This is a genomic window from Kitasatospora sp. NPDC053308 (assembly GCF_055585785.1).
Genome location: NZ_JBVJJY010000012.1, coordinates 55,458 through 75,606 on the forward strand (window position 1 = coordinate 55,458; position 20,149 = coordinate 75,606).

Annotated in this window: 16 protein-coding genes, 1 tRNA gene and 1 riboswitch; of the genes, 12 read left to right on the forward strand and 5 right to left on the reverse strand. The window is 74.3% G+C overall.

What is annotated here, in order from left to right:
- Positions 1-466: 466 nt before the first annotated feature.
- On the forward strand, positions 467-2,794 hold the full coding sequence (locus ACZ6Y7_RS24945) for a xanthine dehydrogenase family protein molybdopterin-binding subunit (RefSeq protein WP_465760149.1): 2,328 nt from the start codon (positions 467-469) through the stop codon (positions 2,792-2,794).
- A gap of 66 nt (positions 2,795-2,860) precedes the next feature.
- Here ACZ6Y7_RS24945 and ACZ6Y7_RS24950 read toward each other — a convergent pair.
- Positions 2,861-2,932 (reverse strand) — tRNA-Cys (locus tag ACZ6Y7_RS24950).
- An 85-nt stretch (positions 2,933-3,017) separates the two neighbouring features.
- Positions 3,018-3,083: riboswitch (guanidine-III (ykkC-III) riboswitch) on the forward strand.
- Between the two features lie 43 nt (positions 3,084-3,126).
- Between ACZ6Y7_RS24950 and ACZ6Y7_RS24955 the strand changes: the two genes are divergently transcribed.
- Together ACZ6Y7_RS24955 and ACZ6Y7_RS24960 are read left to right on the forward strand one after the other, a co-directional pair.
- Complete coding sequence (locus ACZ6Y7_RS24955; protein WP_402219533.1) at positions 3,127-3,441, forward strand: DMT family transporter; 315 nt, start codon at positions 3,127-3,129, stop codon at positions 3,439-3,441.
- A 139-nt stretch (positions 3,442-3,580) separates the two neighbouring features.
- Positions 3,581-5,020, forward strand: a complete 1,440-nt coding sequence (locus ACZ6Y7_RS24960) for an MFS transporter (protein ID WP_465760150.1) — start codon at positions 3,581-3,583, stop codon at positions 5,018-5,020.
- A 3-nt stretch (positions 5,021-5,023) separates the two neighbouring features.
- On the opposite strand, the gene ACZ6Y7_RS24965 is transcribed toward ACZ6Y7_RS24960, so the two are convergent.
- The gene (locus ACZ6Y7_RS24965; protein WP_465760151.1) at positions 5,024-6,328 is read right to left on the reverse strand and encodes a hypothetical protein; all 1,305 of its coding nucleotides are present in this window, start codon (positions 6,326-6,328) and stop codon (positions 5,024-5,026) included.
- 413 nt (positions 6,329-6,741) lie between these two features.
- Between ACZ6Y7_RS24965 and ACZ6Y7_RS24970 the strand changes: the two genes are divergently transcribed.
- Genes ACZ6Y7_RS24970 through ACZ6Y7_RS24980 form a run of 3 tightly spaced genes read left to right on the forward strand, consistent with a single transcriptional unit; the run spans position 6,742 to position 11,290 of the window.
- Entirely contained in the window at positions 6,742-7,386 is a 645-nt protein-coding gene (locus tag ACZ6Y7_RS24970; protein WP_465760152.1) for a class F sortase, read from the forward strand.
- Entirely contained in the window at positions 7,383-8,705 is a 1,323-nt protein-coding gene (locus tag ACZ6Y7_RS24975; protein ID WP_465760153.1) for an alpha/beta hydrolase, read from the forward strand. Before ACZ6Y7_RS24970 ends, ACZ6Y7_RS24975 begins: the two co-directional genes overlap by 4 nt.
- Entirely contained in the window at positions 8,702-11,290 is a 2,589-nt protein-coding gene (locus ACZ6Y7_RS24980; RefSeq protein WP_465760154.1) for a bifunctional lysylphosphatidylglycerol flippase/synthetase MprF, read from the forward strand. The genes ACZ6Y7_RS24975 and ACZ6Y7_RS24980 overlap by 4 nt, the downstream gene beginning before the upstream one ends.
- 105 nt (positions 11,291-11,395) lie before the next feature.
- Here the strand turns inward: ACZ6Y7_RS24980 and ACZ6Y7_RS24985 are convergent, their stop codons facing one another.
- Positions 11,396-11,821: an SsgA family sporulation/cell division regulator gene (locus ACZ6Y7_RS24985; RefSeq protein ID WP_465760155.1), complete on the reverse strand. Its 426-nt coding sequence runs from the start codon at positions 11,819-11,821 to the stop codon at positions 11,396-11,398.
- A 307-nt stretch (positions 11,822-12,128) separates the two neighbouring features.
- Between ACZ6Y7_RS24985 and ACZ6Y7_RS24990 the strand changes: the two genes are divergently transcribed.
- The 3 genes from ACZ6Y7_RS24990 (at position 12,129) to ACZ6Y7_RS25000 (ending at position 15,910) form a co-directional block, all read left to right on the forward strand.
- On the forward strand, positions 12,129-13,961 hold the full coding sequence (locus tag ACZ6Y7_RS24990; protein WP_465760295.1) for a DEAD/DEAH box helicase: 1,833 nt from the start codon (positions 12,129-12,131) through the stop codon (positions 13,959-13,961).
- Between the two features lie 359 nt (positions 13,962-14,320).
- A complete protein-coding gene (locus ACZ6Y7_RS24995; RefSeq protein WP_402219552.1) occupies positions 14,321-14,971 on the forward strand; it encodes an IclR family transcriptional regulator in 651 nt (216 codons plus the stop codon).
- Between the two features lie 132 nt (positions 14,972-15,103).
- Positions 15,104-15,910 (forward strand): S16 family serine protease, encoded by an 807-nt coding sequence (locus tag ACZ6Y7_RS25000; RefSeq protein ID WP_465760156.1) that lies wholly within the window; start codon positions 15,104-15,106, stop codon positions 15,908-15,910.
- A gap of 26 nt (positions 15,911-15,936) precedes the next feature.
- On the opposite strand, the gene ACZ6Y7_RS25005 is transcribed toward ACZ6Y7_RS25000, so the two are convergent.
- Positions 15,937-16,419 (reverse strand): Lrp/AsnC family transcriptional regulator, encoded by a 483-nt coding sequence (locus ACZ6Y7_RS25005; RefSeq protein WP_402219558.1) that lies wholly within the window; start codon positions 16,417-16,419, stop codon positions 15,937-15,939.
- A gap of 269 nt (positions 16,420-16,688) precedes the next feature.
- Here ACZ6Y7_RS25005 and ACZ6Y7_RS25010 point away from each other — a divergent pair, with 269 nt between their 5' ends.
- Positions 16,689-17,276: a VOC family protein gene (locus ACZ6Y7_RS25010; RefSeq protein ID WP_465760157.1), complete on the forward strand. Its 588-nt coding sequence runs from the start codon at positions 16,689-16,691 to the stop codon at positions 17,274-17,276.
- A gap of 24 nt (positions 17,277-17,300) precedes the next feature.
- On the opposite strand, the gene ACZ6Y7_RS25015 is transcribed toward ACZ6Y7_RS25010, so the two are convergent.
- Positions 17,301-17,843 (reverse strand): hypothetical protein, encoded by a 543-nt coding sequence (locus tag ACZ6Y7_RS25015; protein ID WP_465760158.1) that lies wholly within the window; start codon positions 17,841-17,843, stop codon positions 17,301-17,303.
- 132 nt (positions 17,844-17,975) lie between these two features.
- Here ACZ6Y7_RS25015 and ACZ6Y7_RS25020 point away from each other — a divergent pair, with 132 nt between their 5' ends.
- Complete coding sequence (locus ACZ6Y7_RS25020; protein ID WP_465760159.1) at positions 17,976-18,680, forward strand: response regulator transcription factor; 705 nt, start codon at positions 17,976-17,978, stop codon at positions 18,678-18,680.
- A 17-nt stretch (positions 18,681-18,697) separates the two neighbouring features.
- Complete coding sequence (locus ACZ6Y7_RS25025; protein WP_465760296.1) at positions 18,698-20,113, forward strand: sensor histidine kinase; 1,416 nt, start codon at positions 18,698-18,700, stop codon at positions 20,111-20,113.
- The last annotated feature ends 36 nt before the right edge of the window (positions 20,114-20,149 follow it).

Here is a 20,149-nt window from a genome sequence, read left to right on the forward strand (position 1 = left end):
CCGTCGAGCCCCAGCCCTACGAAGCCCAGCCCTTCGAAGCCCAGCCCGCTCCGCAGCAGCCGGGAACGCCGTACGGGGACGGGTCGGGCGGCTACGACACCGGCGTGTACGACACCACCGCCCTGGCCCAGGTCCAGGGGGCCATCCCCGCCCAGACCGCCGACGACCAGGTCTACTACCCGCCGCAGGGCTACCCGGAGCAGCCGTACCAGGGCACCCCCGCCCACGGCGTCTACCCGCCCTACCCGGACGCCCAGCAGCAGACCGGCTACGACACCGGGTACGACGCCCCGGTCTACGAGCCCACCCCCGCGCACGGCACGCCGCTGCCCGGCGCGGCCTTCGACGGCACCGGCTACGACGGCACGCCGCCGCACGGCACCCCGTACGCCGCCCCGGTCGAGGGCGTCCCGTACAGTGCCACCCCCGCCCACGGCATCCGGCTCCCCGAGGACGACCACGCATCATGACGTCGCCTACCGACATCGGCGCAGCACTCCAGCAGGACGGCGGCGAGGGCGGCGCGGCCGAGCCGTTCGGCCTGGGCAGCTCACCGCTGCGCAGCGACGCCCTGCCCAAGGCGCTCGGCATCTACCCGTACGCGGCCGACCTGTGGGCCGAGGGGCTGCTGTGGGGCGCGGTGCTGCGCTCGCCGCACCCGCACGCCCGGATCCGCGGCATCGACACCTCGGCCGCGCTCGCGCTGCCCGGCGTGCACGCCGTGGTCACCGCCGCCGACCTGCCGCCCGGTCCGGAGGGCACCCCCGACGGCGCCCCGGCCGGGCCGGTCGTCGCCGACCGGCCGGTGCTGGCCGCCGGCGTGGTGCGCCACCACGGCGAGCCGATCGCCGCGGTGGCCGCCGACCACCCCGACACCGCCCGGCTGGCGGTCGGTCTGATCGCGGTCGACTACGAGCCCCTGGAGGCCGTGACCGACCCCGAGCAGTCCTTCACCGCGCCGCCGCTGCACCCGGACGGCAACCTGTTCCGCCACCTGCCGCTGCGCACCGGGGACCCGGACGCGGTCGGCGAGATCGTCGTCGAGGGCCTGTACCAGGTCGGCCGGCAGGACCCGGCACCGCTCGGCGCCGAGGCCGGGCTGGCCGTGCCGCGCCCGGACGGCGGCGTCGAACTGCACCTGTCCTCCACCGATCCGCACGGCGACCGCGACCGCACCGCCGCCTGCCTCGGCCTGGAGCCGGACCGGGTCCGGCTGGTGGTCACCGGCGTGCCCGGCGCCACGACCGACCGCGAGGACCTCTCCTTCCAGGTCACCCTGGCGCTGCTGGCGCTGCGCACCGGCCGGCCGGTGAAGATGACCCTCACCCGCGAGGAGTCCTTCCAGACCCACACCTCGCGCCACCCCGCGCTGCTGCGCTACCGCCACCACGCCGACGCCGAGGGCACCCTGGTGAAGGTCGAGGCGCAGATCCTGCTGGACGGCGGCGCCTACGCGGACGTCTCCGCCGAGGCACTGGCGGCCGCGACGGCGTTCTCGGTCGGTCCGTACGTCTGCCCGAACGTCTTCGTGGACGCCTGGGCGGTGCGCACCAACAACCCGCCCGCCGGGCGGATGCGCGGCGAGGGCGCGCTGCAGGCCTGCTTCGCGTACGAGTCGCAGCTGGACCAGCTGGCCGCCCGGGTGGGAGTGGATCCGGTGGAGATCCGCCGGCGCAACGCGATGTCCACCGGCGACCCGCTGCCCACCGGACAGGCCGTCACCTGCCCGGCGCCGGTGAAGGCGCTGCTGGACGCCGTCGCGGACGAGCCGCTGCCGGCCCTGCCGGTGGACGACCCGGACGCCGAGTGGCTGCTGCCCGGCGGCCCCGGCGGCGCGGGCGACCCGGCGGCGGTGCGGCGCGGCATCGGCTACGCCGTCGGCATGGTGCACATGCTCGGTGCCGAGGGCGAGGACGAGGTGTCCACCGCGACCGTGCGGGTCAGCGGTGACCACGCCACGGTGATCTGCGCGGCGGTCGACGCCGGACAGGGCTTCGCCACGCTGGCCCGGCAGATCGTGCAGACCGTGCTGGGCGTCAGCGAGGTCTACATCGCGCCGGCCGACAGCGACCAGTCGATCGCCGGGCCCTCCGCCCGCGGCCGGCACACCTGGGTCTCCGGCGGCGCCGTCGAGCGGGCCGCGCTGATGGTCCGCCACCAGCTGCTGCAGCCGATCGCCGCGAACTTCGGGATGTCCTCGGAGCTGCTGCAGATCGCCGACGGCAAGATCACCTCGTACGACGGGGTGCTCGGCATGCCGGTCGCCGAGGCGCTGGAGGGCAAGGAGCTGTGGGCCACCGCGCAGTGCCGCCCGCACCCCACCGAGCCGCTGGACGACGCCGGGCACGGTGACGCCTTCGTCTCGATCTCGTTCTGCGCGATGCGCGCGGTGGTGGACGTGGACATCGAGCTGGGCGCCGTGCGGGTGGTCGAGATGACCGTCGCCCAGGACGTCGGCCGGGCGCTGAACCCGCGGCAGATCGAGGACCGGATCGAGGCGGGCGTGGCCCAGGGCGTCGGCCTGGCGCTGCTGGAGGACCTGCGCACCGAGAACGGCGTGCTGCAGAACCCCTCGCTGACCGGCTACCGGCTGCCCACCGCGTTGGACACCCCGGAGGTGCGGATCGCCGCGCTGCTGGAGGAGCGCGACGTGGTCGCGCCGTTCGGTGCCAAGGCGGTCGGCGCCGCACCCGCGGTGGTCGCCCCGGCGGCGGTCGCCGCGGCCGTCCGCGCCGCCACGGGCCTGCCGGTCGGCCGGCTGCCGATCCGGGCGGAGGACGCCGTCACGGCCTGAGCGGGGAAATACCGAAAGGGAATTGCCGGTCGACTTCCGAGTCGACCGGCAATTCCCTTTTCGCCGAGGCCGTGGCGGGAATTGAACCCGCGTACACCGCTTTGCAGACGGTCCCCTCAGCCACTCGGGCACACGGCCAGTGAATTCATGGTGGCGGATCCCGGGGAGAGGGGTCAATGACGTTGTGTAAATTCTGTATGGCAATGTGTGCTACGGTCGAAGAGCGGTGGCGGCATTCTCGCCACCCCGGACGAGCGCGTCGTACCCGGTCACGACAAGACGGCGCAGTTCAGCGGCAATCCGGCCGCTGTGGACTGCGGAGGTACGTCGTCGTGGCCTGGCTCGTTCTGATCGTCTCGGGTCTCCTGGAGACCGTCTGGGCGGTCGCCCTGGAATCGTCCAAGGGCTTCTCCCGTCTCGTTCCCACCCTCGTCTTCGGCGTCGCGCTGCTGTTCAGCATGGGCGGACTGGCGTACGCGATGCGCACCATTCCGATCGGCACCGGGTACGCGGTCTGGGTCGGCATCGGCGCGGTCGGCACCGCGCTCTACGGCATGGCCGTCCTGGGCGACGCGGTGACCGTGGCGCGGATCGCCTGCCTGCTGCTGATCGTCTCCGGGGTGGTGGGCCTCAAGGTGCTGCACTGAGTCCTGGTCGACGCGTCCCCTCGTCGCCTGGTGGCCTGGCCCGTGGTCGCCTGGTCCCGTGGTCCTAGGTCCTCGGACCGGCGTGATCACCGCCTCCGGTCAGGGGCCATCGAAGCTGACGGCCCTTACGATGGCCGGTATGACCACTGCCTCCTCCACCCCGGTCGACTCCGTAGCGATACCCGGCGACGACGACCCCGGCGGTGGGGTGCTCGGCGGCCGCTACCGCGCGCTGACGCTGGGGATCGTCTCGGTGGTCCTGGTGATCGCCTTCGAGGCGACGGCCGTCAACACCGCGATGCCGACGGCGGCCCGCCAGCTGGACGGCCTCGGGCTGTACGCCTTCGCCTTCTCCGGCTACTTCACCACCACGCTGTTCGCGCTGGTCGTCGCCGGCCAGTGGTGCGATCGGCGCGGACCGCTCCAGCCGCTGTTCACCGGGATCGCGGTGTTCGGCGTCGGCCTGCTGGTGGCCGGGACGGCGCCCGGGATGTGGGTGTTCGTCGCCGGGCGGGCGGTCCAGGGCCTGGGCGGCGGGCTGGTGATCGTCGCGCTGTACGTGGTGGTCGGCCGGGTCTACCCGGAGCGGCTGCGGCCGGCGGTGTTCGCGGCGTTCTCCTCGGCCTGGGTGCTGCCCTCGATCGTCGGCCCGCTGGTCGCCGGGGCGGTCACCCAGCACCTCGGCTGGCGCTGGGTGTTCCTGTCCGTCCCGGTGCTGATCCTGCTGCCGCTGGCGGTGATGGGCCCGGCGCTGGCCCGGTCCGAGCGGGAGCACCCGGTGGCCAGGGGCGCGGACTTCGACCGCCGGCGCACCCGGCTGGCCGCGATGGCCGCGCTCGGTGCCGGACTGCTGCAGTACGCGGGCCAGCGCCGCGACCTGGTCGGGCTGCTCCCGGGGGCGGTCGGCGCGGCGCTGCTGGTGCCGGCCGTCCTCGGGCTGCTGCCGAAGGGGACCCTGCGGGCGGGGCGCGGGCTGCCGACGGTGATCCTGCTGCGCGGGCTGGCGGCGGGGGCGTTCTTCGCGGCCGAGGCCTTCATCCCGCTGATGATGACCACCCAGCGCGGCCTCTCGCCGACCCTGGCGGGGCTCACCCTGACCAGCGGCGGGCTCTCCTGGGCGCTGGGGTCCTGGCTGCAGGGCCGGCCGGGGGCCGAGCGCCACCGCGAGGCGATGATCCGGGGCGGCTTCCTGCTGACCGCCCTGGCGATCGCGGGCGCCGCGCTGGTGCTGGTCCCGGGGGTGCCGGCCTGGACGGCCTCGGTGGCCTGGGGGATCGGCGGCGTCGGAATGGGGCTGGCCATCGCGAGCGTCAGCGTGCTGATGATGAAGCTCTCCGCGCCGGAGGACGCCGGGGCGAACTCGGCCGCGCTGCAGATGAGCGACGCGCTGGGCAACGTGCTGCTCACGGGCCTGGCCGGGGTGCTGTTCGCGGCGCTGGGCGGCGGCGCCCTGGCGGCGGGGCACGGACAGGCCGAAGGCGCCGGGTCGCCCGGCGCCTTCGCGGTGATCCTCGTGGTGATGGCCGGGGTCGCGCTGCTGGGAGCGCTGGTGTCCGGACGGGTCCGCGGCCGGGCCTGACGGTCAGCCGGCGGTGGCCCCGGCGGGGGAGGGGGCGGGCGGCGCCGCCGGGGTGCCGAGGAAGGACTCCCAGCCGCCCGCCGGGGACTGGCCCGGGGCGAGGGTCTGCAGCTTGCGCAGCACCGCCGGGTCCTGGGCGTCCAGCCAGTCGACCAGCTGGCGGAAGGACACCAGCCGGACCTCCGGCTTGCCGGCGATGGCCTTGAGGACGTCCTCGACGGCGTTCATGTAGATGCCGCCGTTCCACTCCTCGAAGTGGTTGCCGATGATGTACGGCGCCCGGTTGCCGTGGTAGGTGCGGTCGAAGCCCATCAGGTACGCGTCGCGGGCCTGGGCCTGGAAGCCCGGGTAGAGCGCCGGGTCGGCCTTGGTGTTGGGGCCGCACTGGTTGTACATGATGTTGTAGTCCATCGAGAGCACCTGGAAGGTGTGCCCGGGGAAGGGGATGGACTGCAGCGGGAGGTCCCAGAGCGCGCCGCCCTGGATCTTCTGCGGCCACACCTGGGTGCCGTTGCCGCTGCTGTCGTAGCGCCAGCCGCGCTTGACCGCGGTGGGCAGCAGGTTGCGCTGGCCCTCCAGGCAGGGGGTGCGGCTGCCGATCAGCTCCTTGCGGTAGTCGAAGGGCAGCGAGGGCAGGTCGGTGAAGCCGGTGTTGGTGCGCCAGTTCGTCACGAAGTCGATCGCCTGCTGGATCTCGCTGTCCCACTCCTCCGGGGACCACCTGCCGACGCCGGTGGCGCCGCAGAAGTGGCCGTTGAAGTGGGTGCCGATCTCGTGACCCTCCAGCCAGGCCGCGTGCAGGTTGGACAGGGTGTCGCGGATGTGCTGGTCGTTCAGGTAGCCGATGTCGGAGGCGCCGACCTTGTGCTGCGGCGGGCGGTAGAGGTCCTTCTTGGACTCGGGCAGCAGGTAGAGGCCGCTGAGGAAGAAGGTCATCTTCGCGTCGTGCTCCTGGGCCAGCCGGCGGAACCGGGCGAACAGGCCGTTGTCGAGTTCGCCGGCGCCGTCCCAGGAGAAGACCACGAACTGCGGCGGGCGCTGGCCGGGCTGCAGCCGCTCGGGGACGGGCTGGTGCGGCTGGGCGCCGGTGTCCGAGGTGGAGCCGTCGCCGATCAGGACGGCCTGCGGCTTGGGGACCGGGGCGGGGGTGGGGGTGACGCTCTGCCCGGCGTCCGCGCCGCTGGTGGGTTCGGCGGAGCCGGTCGCGCGCTCCCCGCCGGTGGCGTGGTTGCTGCCGCAGCCGGCCGTGAGCGAGGCGGCGGCGGCGGCGCCGGCCGCCAGCAGGGTGCGGCGGGAGAGAGCGTCCATGGTCACTCCGTTCATCAGGCGTTCAACGGCGTCCGGCAGCGTGCGGGGGAGCGGGTCCGGTCGGACATCCGGATGGTCGAACCCGTGACCGCGTCAGCATGGCATGTGGGCGGAGACGGTCGAAGAGGCACAGCGAACGGTCGTAAGTGATCGCCCGAACGACGCAACCGAACCCGTCCGTCAAACCGTCGGTAGGTCGTGTCGGGCGTGGGTCCCGCGGTGACCGCCGACGGGGGGAGGCCGTCGCGTTCCGCGACCGGGCGCGCACCCGGTGCAGGGAAACCGCCGGTAGCCCTGCCGATCGGCGGGTGTCAGTACGACCATCGTATGGACGTGCCTTACAGTCCGATCCGGTTGAATTGTTCCCAGGAAACTCCCAGGAATCGGGATTCCGTCGGCAGAGGGGAGCGCCCGTGGGCGTCCAGCAGAGCAGGGGCCCCTGGCCGGGCACCCTGGCGGCCGGTGCCGCGCTGGTGCTCGGTGCCTGGCTGCTGCACGACGGGGGCTCGCCCGTGCTGCCGCCGGCGCCCGGCGCCGGCCAGGCCCAGGCCGGCATCGCGCCGGTCTCCGTCGTCCCCCCGCTGGGGCCGTCCGCGCCGACCCGGATCCGCATCCCGGCCGTCCGGCTGGACGCCCCGGTCGCCGCGCTGGGGCTGGACGGCGAGGGCCACCTGCAGGCCCCGCCCGAGGCGGACCGCAACCTGGCGGGCTGGTACCGCGGCGGCGCGAGCCCCGGCCAGCGCGGCACCGCGATCCTCGCGGGGCACGTCGACAACAAGGCCGGTCCGGCCGTCTTCTACCATCTGGGAGCGCTCCGTCGGGGGGACCGGATCGAGATCGCCCGGGTAGACGGCGCCACCGCCGTCTACCAGCTGTACGCCATCGAAGTGCACGACCGAAAGGACTTCCCGGACGATCGGGTCTACCGTCAGGCCACGGACGCGCAGCTGCGGGTGATCACCTGCGGCGGCGCCTACAGCGCGGAACACGGCTACGAGGGCAACGTCGTCGCCTACGGGTTCCTGGCCGACACCACCCTGCCGGGCAAAGCCGCATGACCACGCTCACCCTCGCCACCCGCTGGAACCCGATCGACTGGCCGCTCACCGAGGGCCCGATCCCGCACGCCGTCCTGCTGGCCGGATGGGCGGCACTGTTCGCGCTCGCCGTCGGCCGCGGCCGCAGCTGGTGGCGGTTCCGCCTGCCCGCCGCGCTGGTCACCGCCGCCGCGCTCAGCCTCCTCCTGGAGGTCGTCGTCGACGGCTGGTGGCACCCCTTCCCGGAGGGCACCCCCGAGTACGTCACCTGGTGGATAGCCATAGCCCTGCTCGGGTTCTGCCTGGTCGGCTGGCGGATCCGCCGGCTCACCTGGCGGCGGCGCGGCCTCGCGCTCGGCCTGAGCGGGCTGGTGCTGCTGATGGCCGCCTCCGAGGTCAACATCGGCTTCGGGCAGTTCCCGAGCGGGCGCGTGATGCTCGCGCCGTGGCTGACCAAGACCGACGGACTGGTCCCGATGGCCGACCGGACCGTGGCCGCCCCGCCGGACAAGGTGCTGGACGAGGTCTGGCAGCCGCCGGCGGACCTGCCCGCCAAGGGCACCGTCTCGGTGGTGCCGATCCCCGGCCTCCGCTCGGGCTTCAAGGCCCGGGACGCCTACGTCTACCTCCCGCCCGCATACCAGGCCAACCCGCGGCCGCTGCTCCCGGTCGTCGTGATGCTCCCCGGCCAGCCCGGGACGCCGGGGGACTGGGTGCTCGCCGGGCAGATCAACGAGGCGCTGGACGCGTTCGCCGCCGAGCACGGCGGCCTCGCGCCCATCGTGGTGATGCCCGACCAGCTCGGCTCCACCTGGAACAACACGCTCTGCCTGGACTCGAAGATCGCCAAGGTGCAGACCTACCTGGCGTCCGACGTCCCGTTCTGGATCCACCAGAACCTGCAGACCGCCTCCGGCCGCAAGGCCTGGGCGATCGGCGGCGCCTCGATGGGCGGCACCTGCGCGCTCCAGCTCGGCGTCAACGCGCCCGACGTGTACGGCACCGTCCTGGACATGTCCGGGCAGGAGGAGCCGACCCTCGGCACGCGGGACCAGACCGTCAAGGCCGCGTTCAACGGCGACGGCAAGAGGTTCGACGCCGTCGACCCGGTGCAGGTGATGGCCCGCAAGAAGTTCCCGGACACCAGCGTCGCGTTCGTCGTCGGCGAGACCGACGAGGAGTTCAAGCCGCAGATGGACAAGGTCTACCGGGCCGCACAGGGGGCTGGGATGAAGACGAAGTTCGAACTGATGCCGGGCGGTCACGGCTGGGTCGTGTTCCGCCCCGGCATCGTCCAGCAGATCCCCTGGCTCGCCCAGCAGACCGGGCTGACCCGGTGACCGGGGCGGGCACCGCCGTCGCCGTCGGCGAGAGCCGGCCGAAGTCGGAGCGGGTCGCCGCCCAGCGCGGCGCCCAGCGCGGCGCCGAGCCGGGCGCGGACCGCGCGCCCGTCACCCGGACACCGGAGCCGCGCCCGCAGCGGGCGCGGCGGGCGGCCCGGGCGCTCGGCACCCGGCTGCGCGCGGCGCCGCTGACGCTGGCCCTGCTGGCCGGGCTCTGGATCCTCGGCGCGGCCACCGGCAGCCTGCGCCACGGACCGTCCGAGCGCCTGCTGGGGCGGGTCGGGGTCGGCCTGCCCACGCTCGGCGAGGGCCACTGGTGGACGCCGTTCACCTCCTCGTTCTGGTGCTCCGGCATCGGCTCGTACGTGTTCACCACCCTGCTGCTGCTCCTGGTCGGCCCGGCCGCCGAGCACCGGCTCGGCCGGGTGCGCACCCTCGCGGTGCTGGTCGGCGGGCAGATCGCCGGCACCCTGCTGGGCGCCGGGCTGATCGCCTTCGGCTCCTCGGCCGGGGAGCCGTGGACCGCCTCGGTGGCCGACCAGATCTCGGTCGGCCCCGGCGTCGGCCTGTTCGCCCTGGCCGGGGTGCTCGGCTACCGGCTCACCGTGCTCTGGCGCCGGCGGCTGCACCTGCTGGTGCTGCTCGTCCCCCTGGTGATGACGCTGTACGTCGGCCACCTGCAGAGCGTCCAGCGCTGCGCCGCCGCGGTGGCCGGGCTCGGCGTGGGCGCGCTGCTCAGCCGCGGCCGGCCGTCCCTGCGCTCGCACCGCTCCTCGCACTCCGAGACCCGGGTGCTGGTCGCGCTCTGCCTCGTCGCCGCCGCCTTCGGACCGTTGATCGCCTCGCTGTACGACAACGCCAGCGGGCCGTTCAACACCTTCTCCGAGCTCTACTTCTCCCACCGGCTCGGCCCGGACGAGGTCGCCGACCTCTGCGCGCTCTCGGCGCACGACTGCGCCCGCGCGCACGCCGTGGTGCGGATCTTCGACACCCCCGGCCGGCTGATGGCCGCGCTGTTCCCGGCGCTGCTGCTGGTGCTCGCCGAGGGGCTGCGCCGGGGCCTGCGGTTCGCCTGGCTGGTCACCGTCGCCACCGAGCTGCTCTGGGTGGCCCTGCTGGGCTGGCTGTACCTGGACGCCGGGCCGGTCAGCCGGGACGTCGTGCAGTACTTCGTCGAGGCGATGCTGCTGCCGTTCCTGACCACCTGCCTGCTGCTGGCCACCCGCCAGCGGTTCCGGCTGCGGCTGTCCGGCCGGTCGGTGCGCCGGCTGGCCGTGGTGGTCGGCGGCGCCCTGCTGCTCACCTCGGCCGCGTACGTGGGGCTCGGCCGGCTGGTGGCCGGCCAGTTCGAGCCGGGGGCGACCGTCCGCCGGCTGCTGCACGGGCTGCCCGCCCAGTTCCTGCCCCCGGCGTACAACGACCTGACCCCGGACTACCCGATCGCGGTCGGGCCGCTGGCCCGCTTCCTGGAGACCTACTGCGGGCTGGCGTTCTGGCTGGTGGCGCTGGCCGCACTGCTGTCGGCCTTCCGCCGGCCGGTGCTGCACACCGACGCCGAGGCGGTGGCCAGGGCCCGGGCCCTGCTGACCGAGCACGGTGGCGGGACGCTGTCGTTCATCACCACCTGGGACGGCAACCACTACTGGTTCGACGAGCAGGGCCGGGCGGCCGTCGCCTACCGGGTGGTCGGCACGGTCGCGCTGACCACCGGCGACCCGTTCGGCGCGCCGGAGGACCGGGCCGGGGCGGTGGCCGGGTTCGCCCGGTACTGCGACGCGCGCGGCTGGACGCCGTGCTTCTACAGCGTCTGCGCGCAGACCAGGGAGGCCGCCGCGCAGCTCGGCTGGCGCTCGGTGCAGGTCGCCGAGGACACCGTGGTCGCGCTGCCCGAGCTGGCCTTCACCGGCCGCAAGTGGCAGGACATCCGCACCGCGCTCAACAAGGCCGCCAAGCAGGGCATCACCGCCGAGTGGTGGGCGTACCACGAGGCGCCGCTCACGCTGCGGGACCAGATCCGGGCGATCTCCGAGGAATGGGTCTCCGAGAAGGGCCTGCCCGAGATGGGCTTCACGCTCGGCGGCCTCGAGGAGCTGGACGACCCCGACGTCCGGGTGCTGGTCGCGGTCGACGAGCAGGGGGTCGTGCACGGCCTGACCAGCTGGATGCCGGTGTACGAGGACGGCGTGCCGGTCGGCTGGACGCTGGACTTCATGCGCCGGCGCTCCGACGGCTTCCGCGGCGTCAACGAGTTCCTGATCGCCTCGGCCGCGCTCGGCTTCAAGGAGGAGGGCGCGCGCTTCCTCTCCCTGTCGGGTGCCCCGCTGGCCCGCACCGGGCAGAACGAGGAGCCCACCGGGCTGCAGCGGATGCTGGACTGGATGGGCAAGGTGCTGGAGCCGGTGTACGGCTTCCGCTCGCTGCTCGCGTTCAAGGCGAAGTTCCAGCCGGAGTACCGGCCGATGTACATGGCCTACCCCGACCCGGCCGCGCTGCCCGGCATCACCCGGGCGATCGGCAAGGCGTACCTGCCGCACCTGACGGCGGCGCAGGGCGTCCGGCTGATGCGCAAGCTGTCGGGCTGAGGAGGCCGGGGGCTGCCGCGGCCCGCGCCCCGGGCCCCCTCGGGTCGGCGAGCGGGCGGGCCCCCGCCCCGGGCTCCGTCGGGTCGGCGAGCGGGCGGACAGCCGTCAGCCCAGGAGCTGGGCGAGGGCGCGGTCGGCGTCCAGGTGCAGGTGCTCCTCGCCCTCGGGGACGAGCAGTCGGCTGCGCCACAGGAAGCGACGGAGGTCTCCGGTCTCGAACCTGAGCAGCGCGGTGCCCTCCGGGGCCCGGAGCTCGACCATGGTGCTCCGGGCGGGCGAGGGCCGCACATGGACGTCGCCGACGCCGGTCGGCAGCTCGACGCCCTCGGAGAGCAGTCGGCGCGCGAAGACCCAGACGACGTCCTCGGCGTCCCGGCCCTCCTCCGTCCCGTCCAGGGAGAACTCGGCGGGGAAGGCCATCCGGACGGCCAGCGGGTCCTCCGGCAGGTAGGACAGCACCACCCGCAGACGGGCGGAACGGTGGGGGGAGAGGATCAGGCGGGCCTGGACGGTCTCTTCGACGGTGCGCACGGGAGTCCCTTCGGGTCGGTGCGGGGCCGCGCTCACGGTGGTGGGGTCGGCGCGGCCCCACCTGGTGGGAGTCCTGTCGACCGCCGTGATTACCGGGTTCCGGGAGCAGGGGGGCGTGATCCGCGTCACACCGATTTCCGGCCGTACGGTCCCGGCGCGGAGCGTCTCCTGGAGGCTCCAGCGGTGTCGGGCCGGTAGGCTGGGCGGGTTGTCCGATCGCCGCCCGACCGCGGGACAGGGCCGAAAAACCGCCTCTGACCTGCGATGATCCCCCTCGGAGACCGTGAGTACTGCCGCCGCCTCCTCGATGCCGCTGTTCTCCGACGCCCCGGAGCCGCAGGCGCCCGCCCGGCCCGTGGGCCATGCCGCCCCCGCCGGCTCGCACCACCTCTCCCCGGCCTTCCCCGGCCGTGCCCCCTGGGGCACCGCGGGCAAGCTCCGGGCCTGGCAGCAGGGTGCGCTGGACAAGTACATCGAGACGCAGCCGCGCGACTTCCTCGCGGTCGCCACCCCGGGCGCGGGAAAGACCACCTTCGCGCTCACCCTGGCCTCGTACCTGCTGCACAACCACCTGGTGCAGCAGGTGACCGTGGTCGCGCCGACCGAGCACCTGAAGAAGCAGTGGGCCGAGGCCGCCGCGCGGATAGGCATCAAGCTGGACCCGGCGTACTCCTCCGGGCCGCTGTCCCGGGAGTACCACGGCATCGCGATCACCTACGCGGGCGTCGGGGTCAACCCGATGCTGCACCGCAACCGGACCGAGGCCCGCAAGACCCTCGTGATCATGGACGAGATCCACCACGCCGGTGACTCCAAGTCCTGGGGCGAGGCCTGCTTCGAGGCCTTCGAGCCGGCCACCCGCCGCCTGGCGCTGACCGGGACGCCGTTCCGCTCGGACACCAACCCGATCCCGTTCGTCCAGTACGAGGCCGGCAGCGACGGCATCCGCAAGTCGGTGGCCGACTACACCTACGGCTACGGCAACGCGCTCGCCGACCACGTCGTCCGCCCGGTGATCTTCCTCAGCTACAGCGGCAACATGCGCTGGCGCACCAAGGCCGGCGACGAGCTGGAGGCCCGGCTCGGCGAGCCGATGACCAAGGACCTGATCGCCCAGGCCTGGCGCACCGCGCTGTCCCCGCAGGGCGAGTGGATCCCGGCCGTGCTGCAGGCCGCCGACCGGCGGCTGAGCGAGGTTCGCAAGGCCATCCCGGACGCCGGCGGGTTGGTGATCGCCACCGACCAGACCGTGGCCCGCGCGTACGCCAAGATGCTGCGCGAGATCTGCGGCGAGAAGGTCACCCTGGTGCTCTCGGACGAGGCCGAGGCGTCCAAGCGGATCTCCGACTACGCGGCCGGGACCTCGCGCTGGATGGTCGCGGTCCGCATGGTGTCCGAGGGCGTCGACGTCCCCCGGCTGGCCGTCGGGGTGTACGCGACCTCGATCTCCACCCCGCTGTTCTTCGCCCAGGCCGTCGGCCGCTTCGTGCGCGCCCGCAAGCGCGGCGAGACCGCCTCGGTGTTCCTGCCGACCATCCCGATGCTGCTCGGCTTCGCCAACGAGATGGAGGTCCAGCGCGACCACGTGCTGGACCGGCCGAAGAAGGAGGGCGACGGTCTCTTCGACGAGGAGGACCGGCTGCTCGCCGAGGCCGAGCGGGTCAACGACGGGCCGGACGGCGCGGGCGGCGAGGAGTTCTCGTACGAGGCGCTGGGCTCCGACGCGGTCTTCGACCGGGTGCTGTACAACGCCATGGAGTTCGGCATGCAGGCCCACCCGGGGAGCGAGGAGGAGGAGGACTACCTCGGCATCCCCGGCCTGCTGGAGCCGGACCAGGTGCAGATGCTGCTGCAGAAGCGCCAGCACCGGCAGATCCAGCGCTCCAAGGCCAAGCCCGCCGAGGAGGCCGACCTGCTGGAGCTCCCGGCCGAGGAGCGGCCGGTCGTCACCCACCAGGAGCTGCGGGAGCTGCGCAAGGAGCTGAACGCGCTGGTGGCCGCCTGGCACCACCGCACCAATCAGCCGCACGGCACCATCCACAACGAGCTGCGCCGCCAGTGCGGCGGGCCGCTCACGGCGCAGGCCACCGCCAACCAGCTGAAGGCGCGGATCGCCAAGATCCGGGAGTGGGCGAAGTAACGGTCCGGCAGGCGGCCCCGGGAGGGCCGTCTGCCCCGGTGTGTCCGGACTTCGGACCGAGGTCGAACTTGTGCGCTGATGTGCCGGTGAATTCGTGAGGGTTTGTCCGGTTTCTTCGGCGTCGTTGCCGTCGATCACGCCCGAATTTTGGACAACCACTTCCGCCGCGACATTTACTTCACTACCTTTCCCCCACGCTCTACCGCCGGGCCACCCCCGCGGGACGGCGCCGCAGGGCCGCACCGGCGTCAAGGAGGACGCCGCGCACGGCCCGAGCGCGGCCACCCCCACCTGCGCGCGACACCGACCTTGGACCGGCGCCGCCCGCCCCGCGAGCGCCGCGGAAAGGATTGCCCGTCGTGACAGCCGAGACCTCCCAGACCCTGGACCGCGGCGTCCGGGTCCTCAAGCTCCTCGCCGACTCCGAGCGTGGGCTCACCGTCACCGAACTGGCCGCCCGGCTGGCCGTCAACCGCACCGTCGTCTACCGGCTGCTGGCCACCCTGGAGCAGCACGGTCTGGTCCGCCGGGACATCGGCGGCCGCGCCCGGGTGGGCCTCGGCGTGCTGCGGCTCGCCCACCGCGTGCACCCGCTGCTGCGCGAGGCCGCGCTGCCCGCCCTGCGCAGCCTCGCCGAGGACCTCGGCGCCACCGCCCACCTGACCCTGGTGGACGGCAACGAGGCGCTGGCCGTCGCCGTGGTCGAGCCGAGCTGGACCGACTTCCACGTCGCCTACCGGACCGGGCTGCGCCACCCGCTCGGCGAGAGCGCGGCCGGCCGGGCGATCCTGGAGGCCCGCACCTTCCCCAGCCAGCGCCGGCCCGAGCAGGGCTTCGTCATCACCCGCGCGGAGGAGCAGTCCGGGGCGTGCGGGGCCGCCGCCGCGCTGCTCGGACTGAGCGGCATCGAGGGCAGCGTCGGGGTGGTGATGCTCAACGGGATGGTGCCCGAGCGGGTCGGCCCCCGGGTCGTGGAGGCGGCGACCGAGGTGGCCGACGCCCTGCGGTAGCGCCGGGGGCGGGTGACGGCGCGCCCCGGGGGCGAGCGGGCGGGTGACGGAGCGCCGCCGAGGCGAGCGGGTGGGTGACGGAGCGCCGCCGAGGCGAGCGGCCGGCCGGCAGGGTGTGTTTGGATTCCCCTTGTGTCCGACACCAAGCTCTCCAAGGCCCTCACCGCCCCGCGGACCCGCGCGCTCGCGCTGTGCGGGGTGCTGGTCGCCGCGCTCTTCGGCGTGGCCGCCTTCGTCCCGCTGCCGTACACCCTCACCTGGCCGGGCCTGACCGCGGACACCCTGGGCACGTACCAGGACAAGCCGGTGCTCACCATCACCGGGGCGCCGCTGCGCACCACCGAGGGCCAGCTGCGGATGGTCACCATCTCGGCGACCAACCCGGACCAGCGGAACACCTTCCTGCGCTCGATGCAGGCCTGGTTCGACCCCGAGGAGGCGGTGCGCCCGACCGACACCGTGTACCCGCAGGGCAACCCGGCGAAGGCGGAGGAGGTGACGGCCCAGCAGATGGCCGAGTCGCAGGACAGCGCCACCGCGGCCGCGCTGGACTACCTCCACCTGTCGCCGGACCAGGTCAAGGTCAAGGTCGACCTGGGTGACGTCGGCGGCCCGAGCGCCGGCCAGATGCTGGCGCTGGGCATCGTCGACAAGATCGCCGGAGACGGCAAGGGCGGCGACCTCACGGGTGGGCTGAACATCGCGGGCACCGGGACCATCGACAAGGACGGCACCGTCGGCCCGGTGGGCGGCGTCCCGCTGAAGACGCGGGCGGCCGCCCGGGACGGTGCGACGGTGTTCCTGCTGCCCAGGGACGAGTGCGCGGACGCGAAGGTCAACACGCCGACGTCGCTGCGGCTGGTGCCGGTCGGCACGCTCGCCGAGGCGGTGTCGGCGCTGCAGGCGCTGAAGAGCGGCGGCAGTGTCCCCGCCTGCTGACCGGCGGGTCCCCGTCGCCGCCCGCCCTACTCGGCGGCGGCCTGGTCGACCAGCGGCAGGATCCGGTACGGCACCGGGTTCTCCAGCACGATCGCGGTGGACGAGCGGACGATCCCGTCGAAGCCCACGACCCGGTCGATCACCCGCTGCAGATCGGCGTTGGAGCGGGCCACGATCCGCACCATCATGTCCCCGATCCCGGTGATGGTGTGCAGCTCCAGCACCTCCGGCACGGCCGCGAGGTGCGCCCGCACGTCGGTGCCCTGGCCCTGGGAGATCTCCAGGGTGGCGAAGGCCGTCACCGGGTAGCCGATCGCCGCCGGGTCCACCTCGGGGCCGAAGCCGCCGATCACCCCCTTGGCCTGCAGCCGGTCCAGCCGGGCCTGCACGGTGCCGCGGGCGACCTGCAGCCGGCGCGAGCACTCCAGCACCCCGATCCGCGGCTCCTCGGCGAGCAGCCGGATCAGCCGGCCGTCCAGCGCGTCGATGGTGTCGTTCGTGCTGCCCACGATCGAAGTGCCGTGCGGGGCAGCGGGGTTGGGCGAGCCGGGGGAGCTCGGGGAATGGGCGGGGGGCATCGCGGCACCGTCCTCCGGTGGGCATTCTGTACAGCGGTGCGGCCGATTCTCCCGCTCCGGGGCGCAGCTTGGCCAGGAGGAAACGGAACAGTTGCGCGGAGGTCGTCTCGGCGCCACCCTCCAGCCACGACCCCCGTGCCCGGGCCCCCACCCCGGCGCCGGGGCCCCAGCGTGGTCCGTACGCCTACCGGGAGGCCGTCATGACCGACACCGCCGCCGACACCGCCCCGCTCGGGGCAGGACTCCTTCCGGGCGCCGCTCCGGGCTCGGCTCCGGGCACCGCACTCGGCCCGGCCGGCCCGGGGGCGCCGACCGCGGGCCACGCGGACGCGGTGGTCTTCGCGGTCGGCGACGCCGAGCTGGCCGCCCGCCGCTACCGCGCTCTGCTCGGACTGCGCTGTACGGCGTACGCGGGGCCGGAGACCGGTGAGCCGGAGACCGTCTCGTACGTGCTCGCCGCGCCGGGGACGCGGATCGTGCTCACCTCGCCGGTGCGGGTGCCCGGCCCGCGCGGCCCGCGCGGGCGGGAACTGGCCGCCTACCTGGAGCGGTACGGCGACGGGGTGCTGGACGTCGCGGTGAGCGTGCCGGACGTCCACTACGCCTACGACTACGCGGTCGACCGCGGCGCGCTGTCGCTGGCCGAGCCGTACGAGACCCGGGACGCGTACGGCTCGGTGGTGCTGGCCGCCATCGGGGTGCCGGGCGGGACCAGGCACACGCTGGTCGACCGGGCCGGCTACGCGGGGCCGTACCTGCCGGGGTTCGTGCCGTACGACGGGTTCTGACCGGCGGGGACCGTCAGACACGCCTCAGCGGACGGCCGTCTCCACCACGGGCGGGTGCCCGTTCCAGTAGACGAAGACCGAGTTGGCCTGGGCGTCCTTGGTGAAGTCGATCCGCATCCACTGGACGCCGTTCCACACCTGCATCTGCCAGCCCGGGTCCGGGGTGGCGGACACCAGCGAGGCCCGGTCGGGCTCCAGGTCCAGCGCGACCTTGCCGCCCGGGATCGGGTAGCTCTTCACGGTGGACGTGGCGGTGGCCGTCGGCGTGGGCCGGCGGGTCGGCGACGGGGCGGGGGCGACGGGCGCCGGTCCGTGCGGGGTGGCGGCGGCCGGGGAGGCCGGCGGGGTCGGGGGCGGGGGCCCGGACTGGTCGGCCGGGCGCGGCTGCTCGGCGGCGGCGGTCGGCGGGGGCGGCGCGGCATCGGCCTTCGGGGAGGGCAGCGGCAGGGCCGTCGGCTGCTCGAAGGCGGCGCCGGTCAGCACCGCGTGCACGCCGAGCCAGGACAGCGCCACCGCCGCCCCGGTGGCCGCCGCCCAGGCACCGAGCTGTACCAGTCCGTTCCGCATCGTCCGCACATCCTGCCGCACTTCCGCCCCGTCCGAACCGGCACCCCCGGTATTCCTCACGGCAGTTGCCCGGTGCCGGACCGGCCCCCGAGGTACAGGCCACTGCCCGCCGATGGCGTACCGTGCAGGGCCATGGCAACAGTGCTCGTGGTCGAGGACGACCCCTTCGTACGTTCCGCCCTCATCCGCCACCTGACCGACACCGGTCACGCGGTCCGCAGCGTGGGCACCGCCCTGGAGGCACTGCGGGAGGTCGCCCAGGTCGGCTGCGACCTGGTGATCCTCGACCTGGGGCTGCCCGATCTGGACGGCAGCGAGGCGCTCAAGATGATCCGGGGCCTGACCAATGTGCCGGTGATCATCTCCACCGCCCGGGACGACGAGGCCGAGATCGTCCGACTGCTCAACGACGGCGCGGACGACTACTTGGTGAAACCTTTCTCCGGTGAGCACCTCAGCGCCCGGATGGCCGCCGTGCTCCGCCGGTTCGGCAGCGGCGCCGCGCCCGTCGCCCAGGTCCTGCGGGTCGGCGGACTCGCCATCGACCTGCAGCGGCGCGAAGCCGCCCTGGACGGGCGGCTGCTGGACCTGACCCGCCGCGAGTTCGACCTGCTGGCCTTCCTGGCCGCCCGGCCCGGCGTCGTGGTGCCGCGCAAGGAGATCCTCGCGGAGGTGTGGCAGCAGACCTACGGCGGTGACCAGACCATCGACGTCCACCTCTCCTGGCTGCGCCGCAAGCTCGGCGAGACCGCCTCCAACCCCCGCTACCTGCACACCGTCCGGGGCGTCGGGGTCCGGCTGGAAGCCACCGGAGGCCCGGCGGGGCACCGGACATGAGGAGGTTCGGGCGCTCACTGCGCTGGGCCCTGATCAAGGCCGCCGTGGCCGGGACCACCATGGTCGCGCTGGCCTTCCTCATCCCGCTCGGCCTGATGGTCCAGCAGACCGCGCGGGACCGGGCGTTCACCGCCGCCGAACGGCAGGCGGCGGCGCTCGGGCCGGCCCTGGCGATCACCACCGACCAGGACGCCGTCACCCGGGCCCTGGCCAGTACGGACGCGGGCGGACAGGGGCGGATGGCGGTCCACCTGCCCGCGGCCGGGCAGCCCGACGCCCCCGGGACCGGCGGACCCGTCGGGCCGACCCTGGGGGAGGGCCGGGCCGCCGCCGGCGACGTGGCCACGGCCGGCGGGCAGGGCCGCTCCTTCACCGTGCAGGTCCCCGGCGGCTACGCGCTGCTCCAGCCGGTCGCGGTGGACACCGCACGGACCGCCGTGGTCGAGGTGTACGTGGCCGAGAGCGACCTCACCCGGGGCGTCTCCACCGCCTGGCTGGTGCTCTCCGCCGTGGCGCTCGGCCTGGTCGCCATCTCGGTGCTGGTCGCCGACCGGATGGGGACCAGGATCGTCGCCTCCGCCCGTCGCCTCGCCGGCGCCGCCCGCTCGCTCGGCGCCGGCGACCTCGCCGTCCGGGTCCCGGTGACGGGGAAGCAGGTCGAGGGCAGTCCGGAGGAACTGCGCGAGGCCGGCCACGCGTTCAACACCATGGCCGACCGGGTGGTCCAACTCCTCGCCGCCGAAAGGGAACTGGCCGCCGACCTGTCCCACCGGCTGCGTACCCCGCTGACCGTGCTGCGGCTCAACGCCGCCTCGCTCGGCGACGGCGACGCGGCCGACGCCACCCGGCACGCCGTCGCCCAGCTCGAACGCGAGGTCGACCAGATCATCCGCTCGGCCCGGCGCGCCCCCGAGGACGCGCCCGCCGTCGCGGTCGGCTGCGACGCCGCGGAGGTGATCCGGGAGCGGGTCGGCTTCTGGTCCGCGCTGGCGGAGGACGAAGGGCGCCGCTGGCAGCTGGCCGGCGCCGAGCGCGCGGCACCCGTACCCGTCCAGCGCGGCGACCTGGCGGCCGCCGTCGACGCGCTGCTCGGCAATGTCTTCCGGCACACCGCCGTCGGCACCGCCTTCTCGGTGGACGTCCTGGCCACCGACAGCTCGGTGATCGTGCTGGTCGGCGACGCCGGACCGGGGTACGACGACCCCGCGGCCGCCCTCAAGCGGGGCGAGGGCCACGGCGGGGAGGGCTCGACTGGCCTCGGCCTGGACATCGTCCGCAAGCTCGCCGAATCCACCGGCGGGGACCTCGCGCTCGGCCGCTCCGCGGTCCTCGGCGGCGCCGAGGCCCGACTGCGGCTGCGCACCCGGCCGGAGGTGGCGGGGCCGCTGCGGTCCAGGCGGCGGCGCAACCGGGGGGCGCTGTTCTCGCGGTGACGGCGGGTCGGTGGGTGCGGCGGCGGCGCGGCGGCG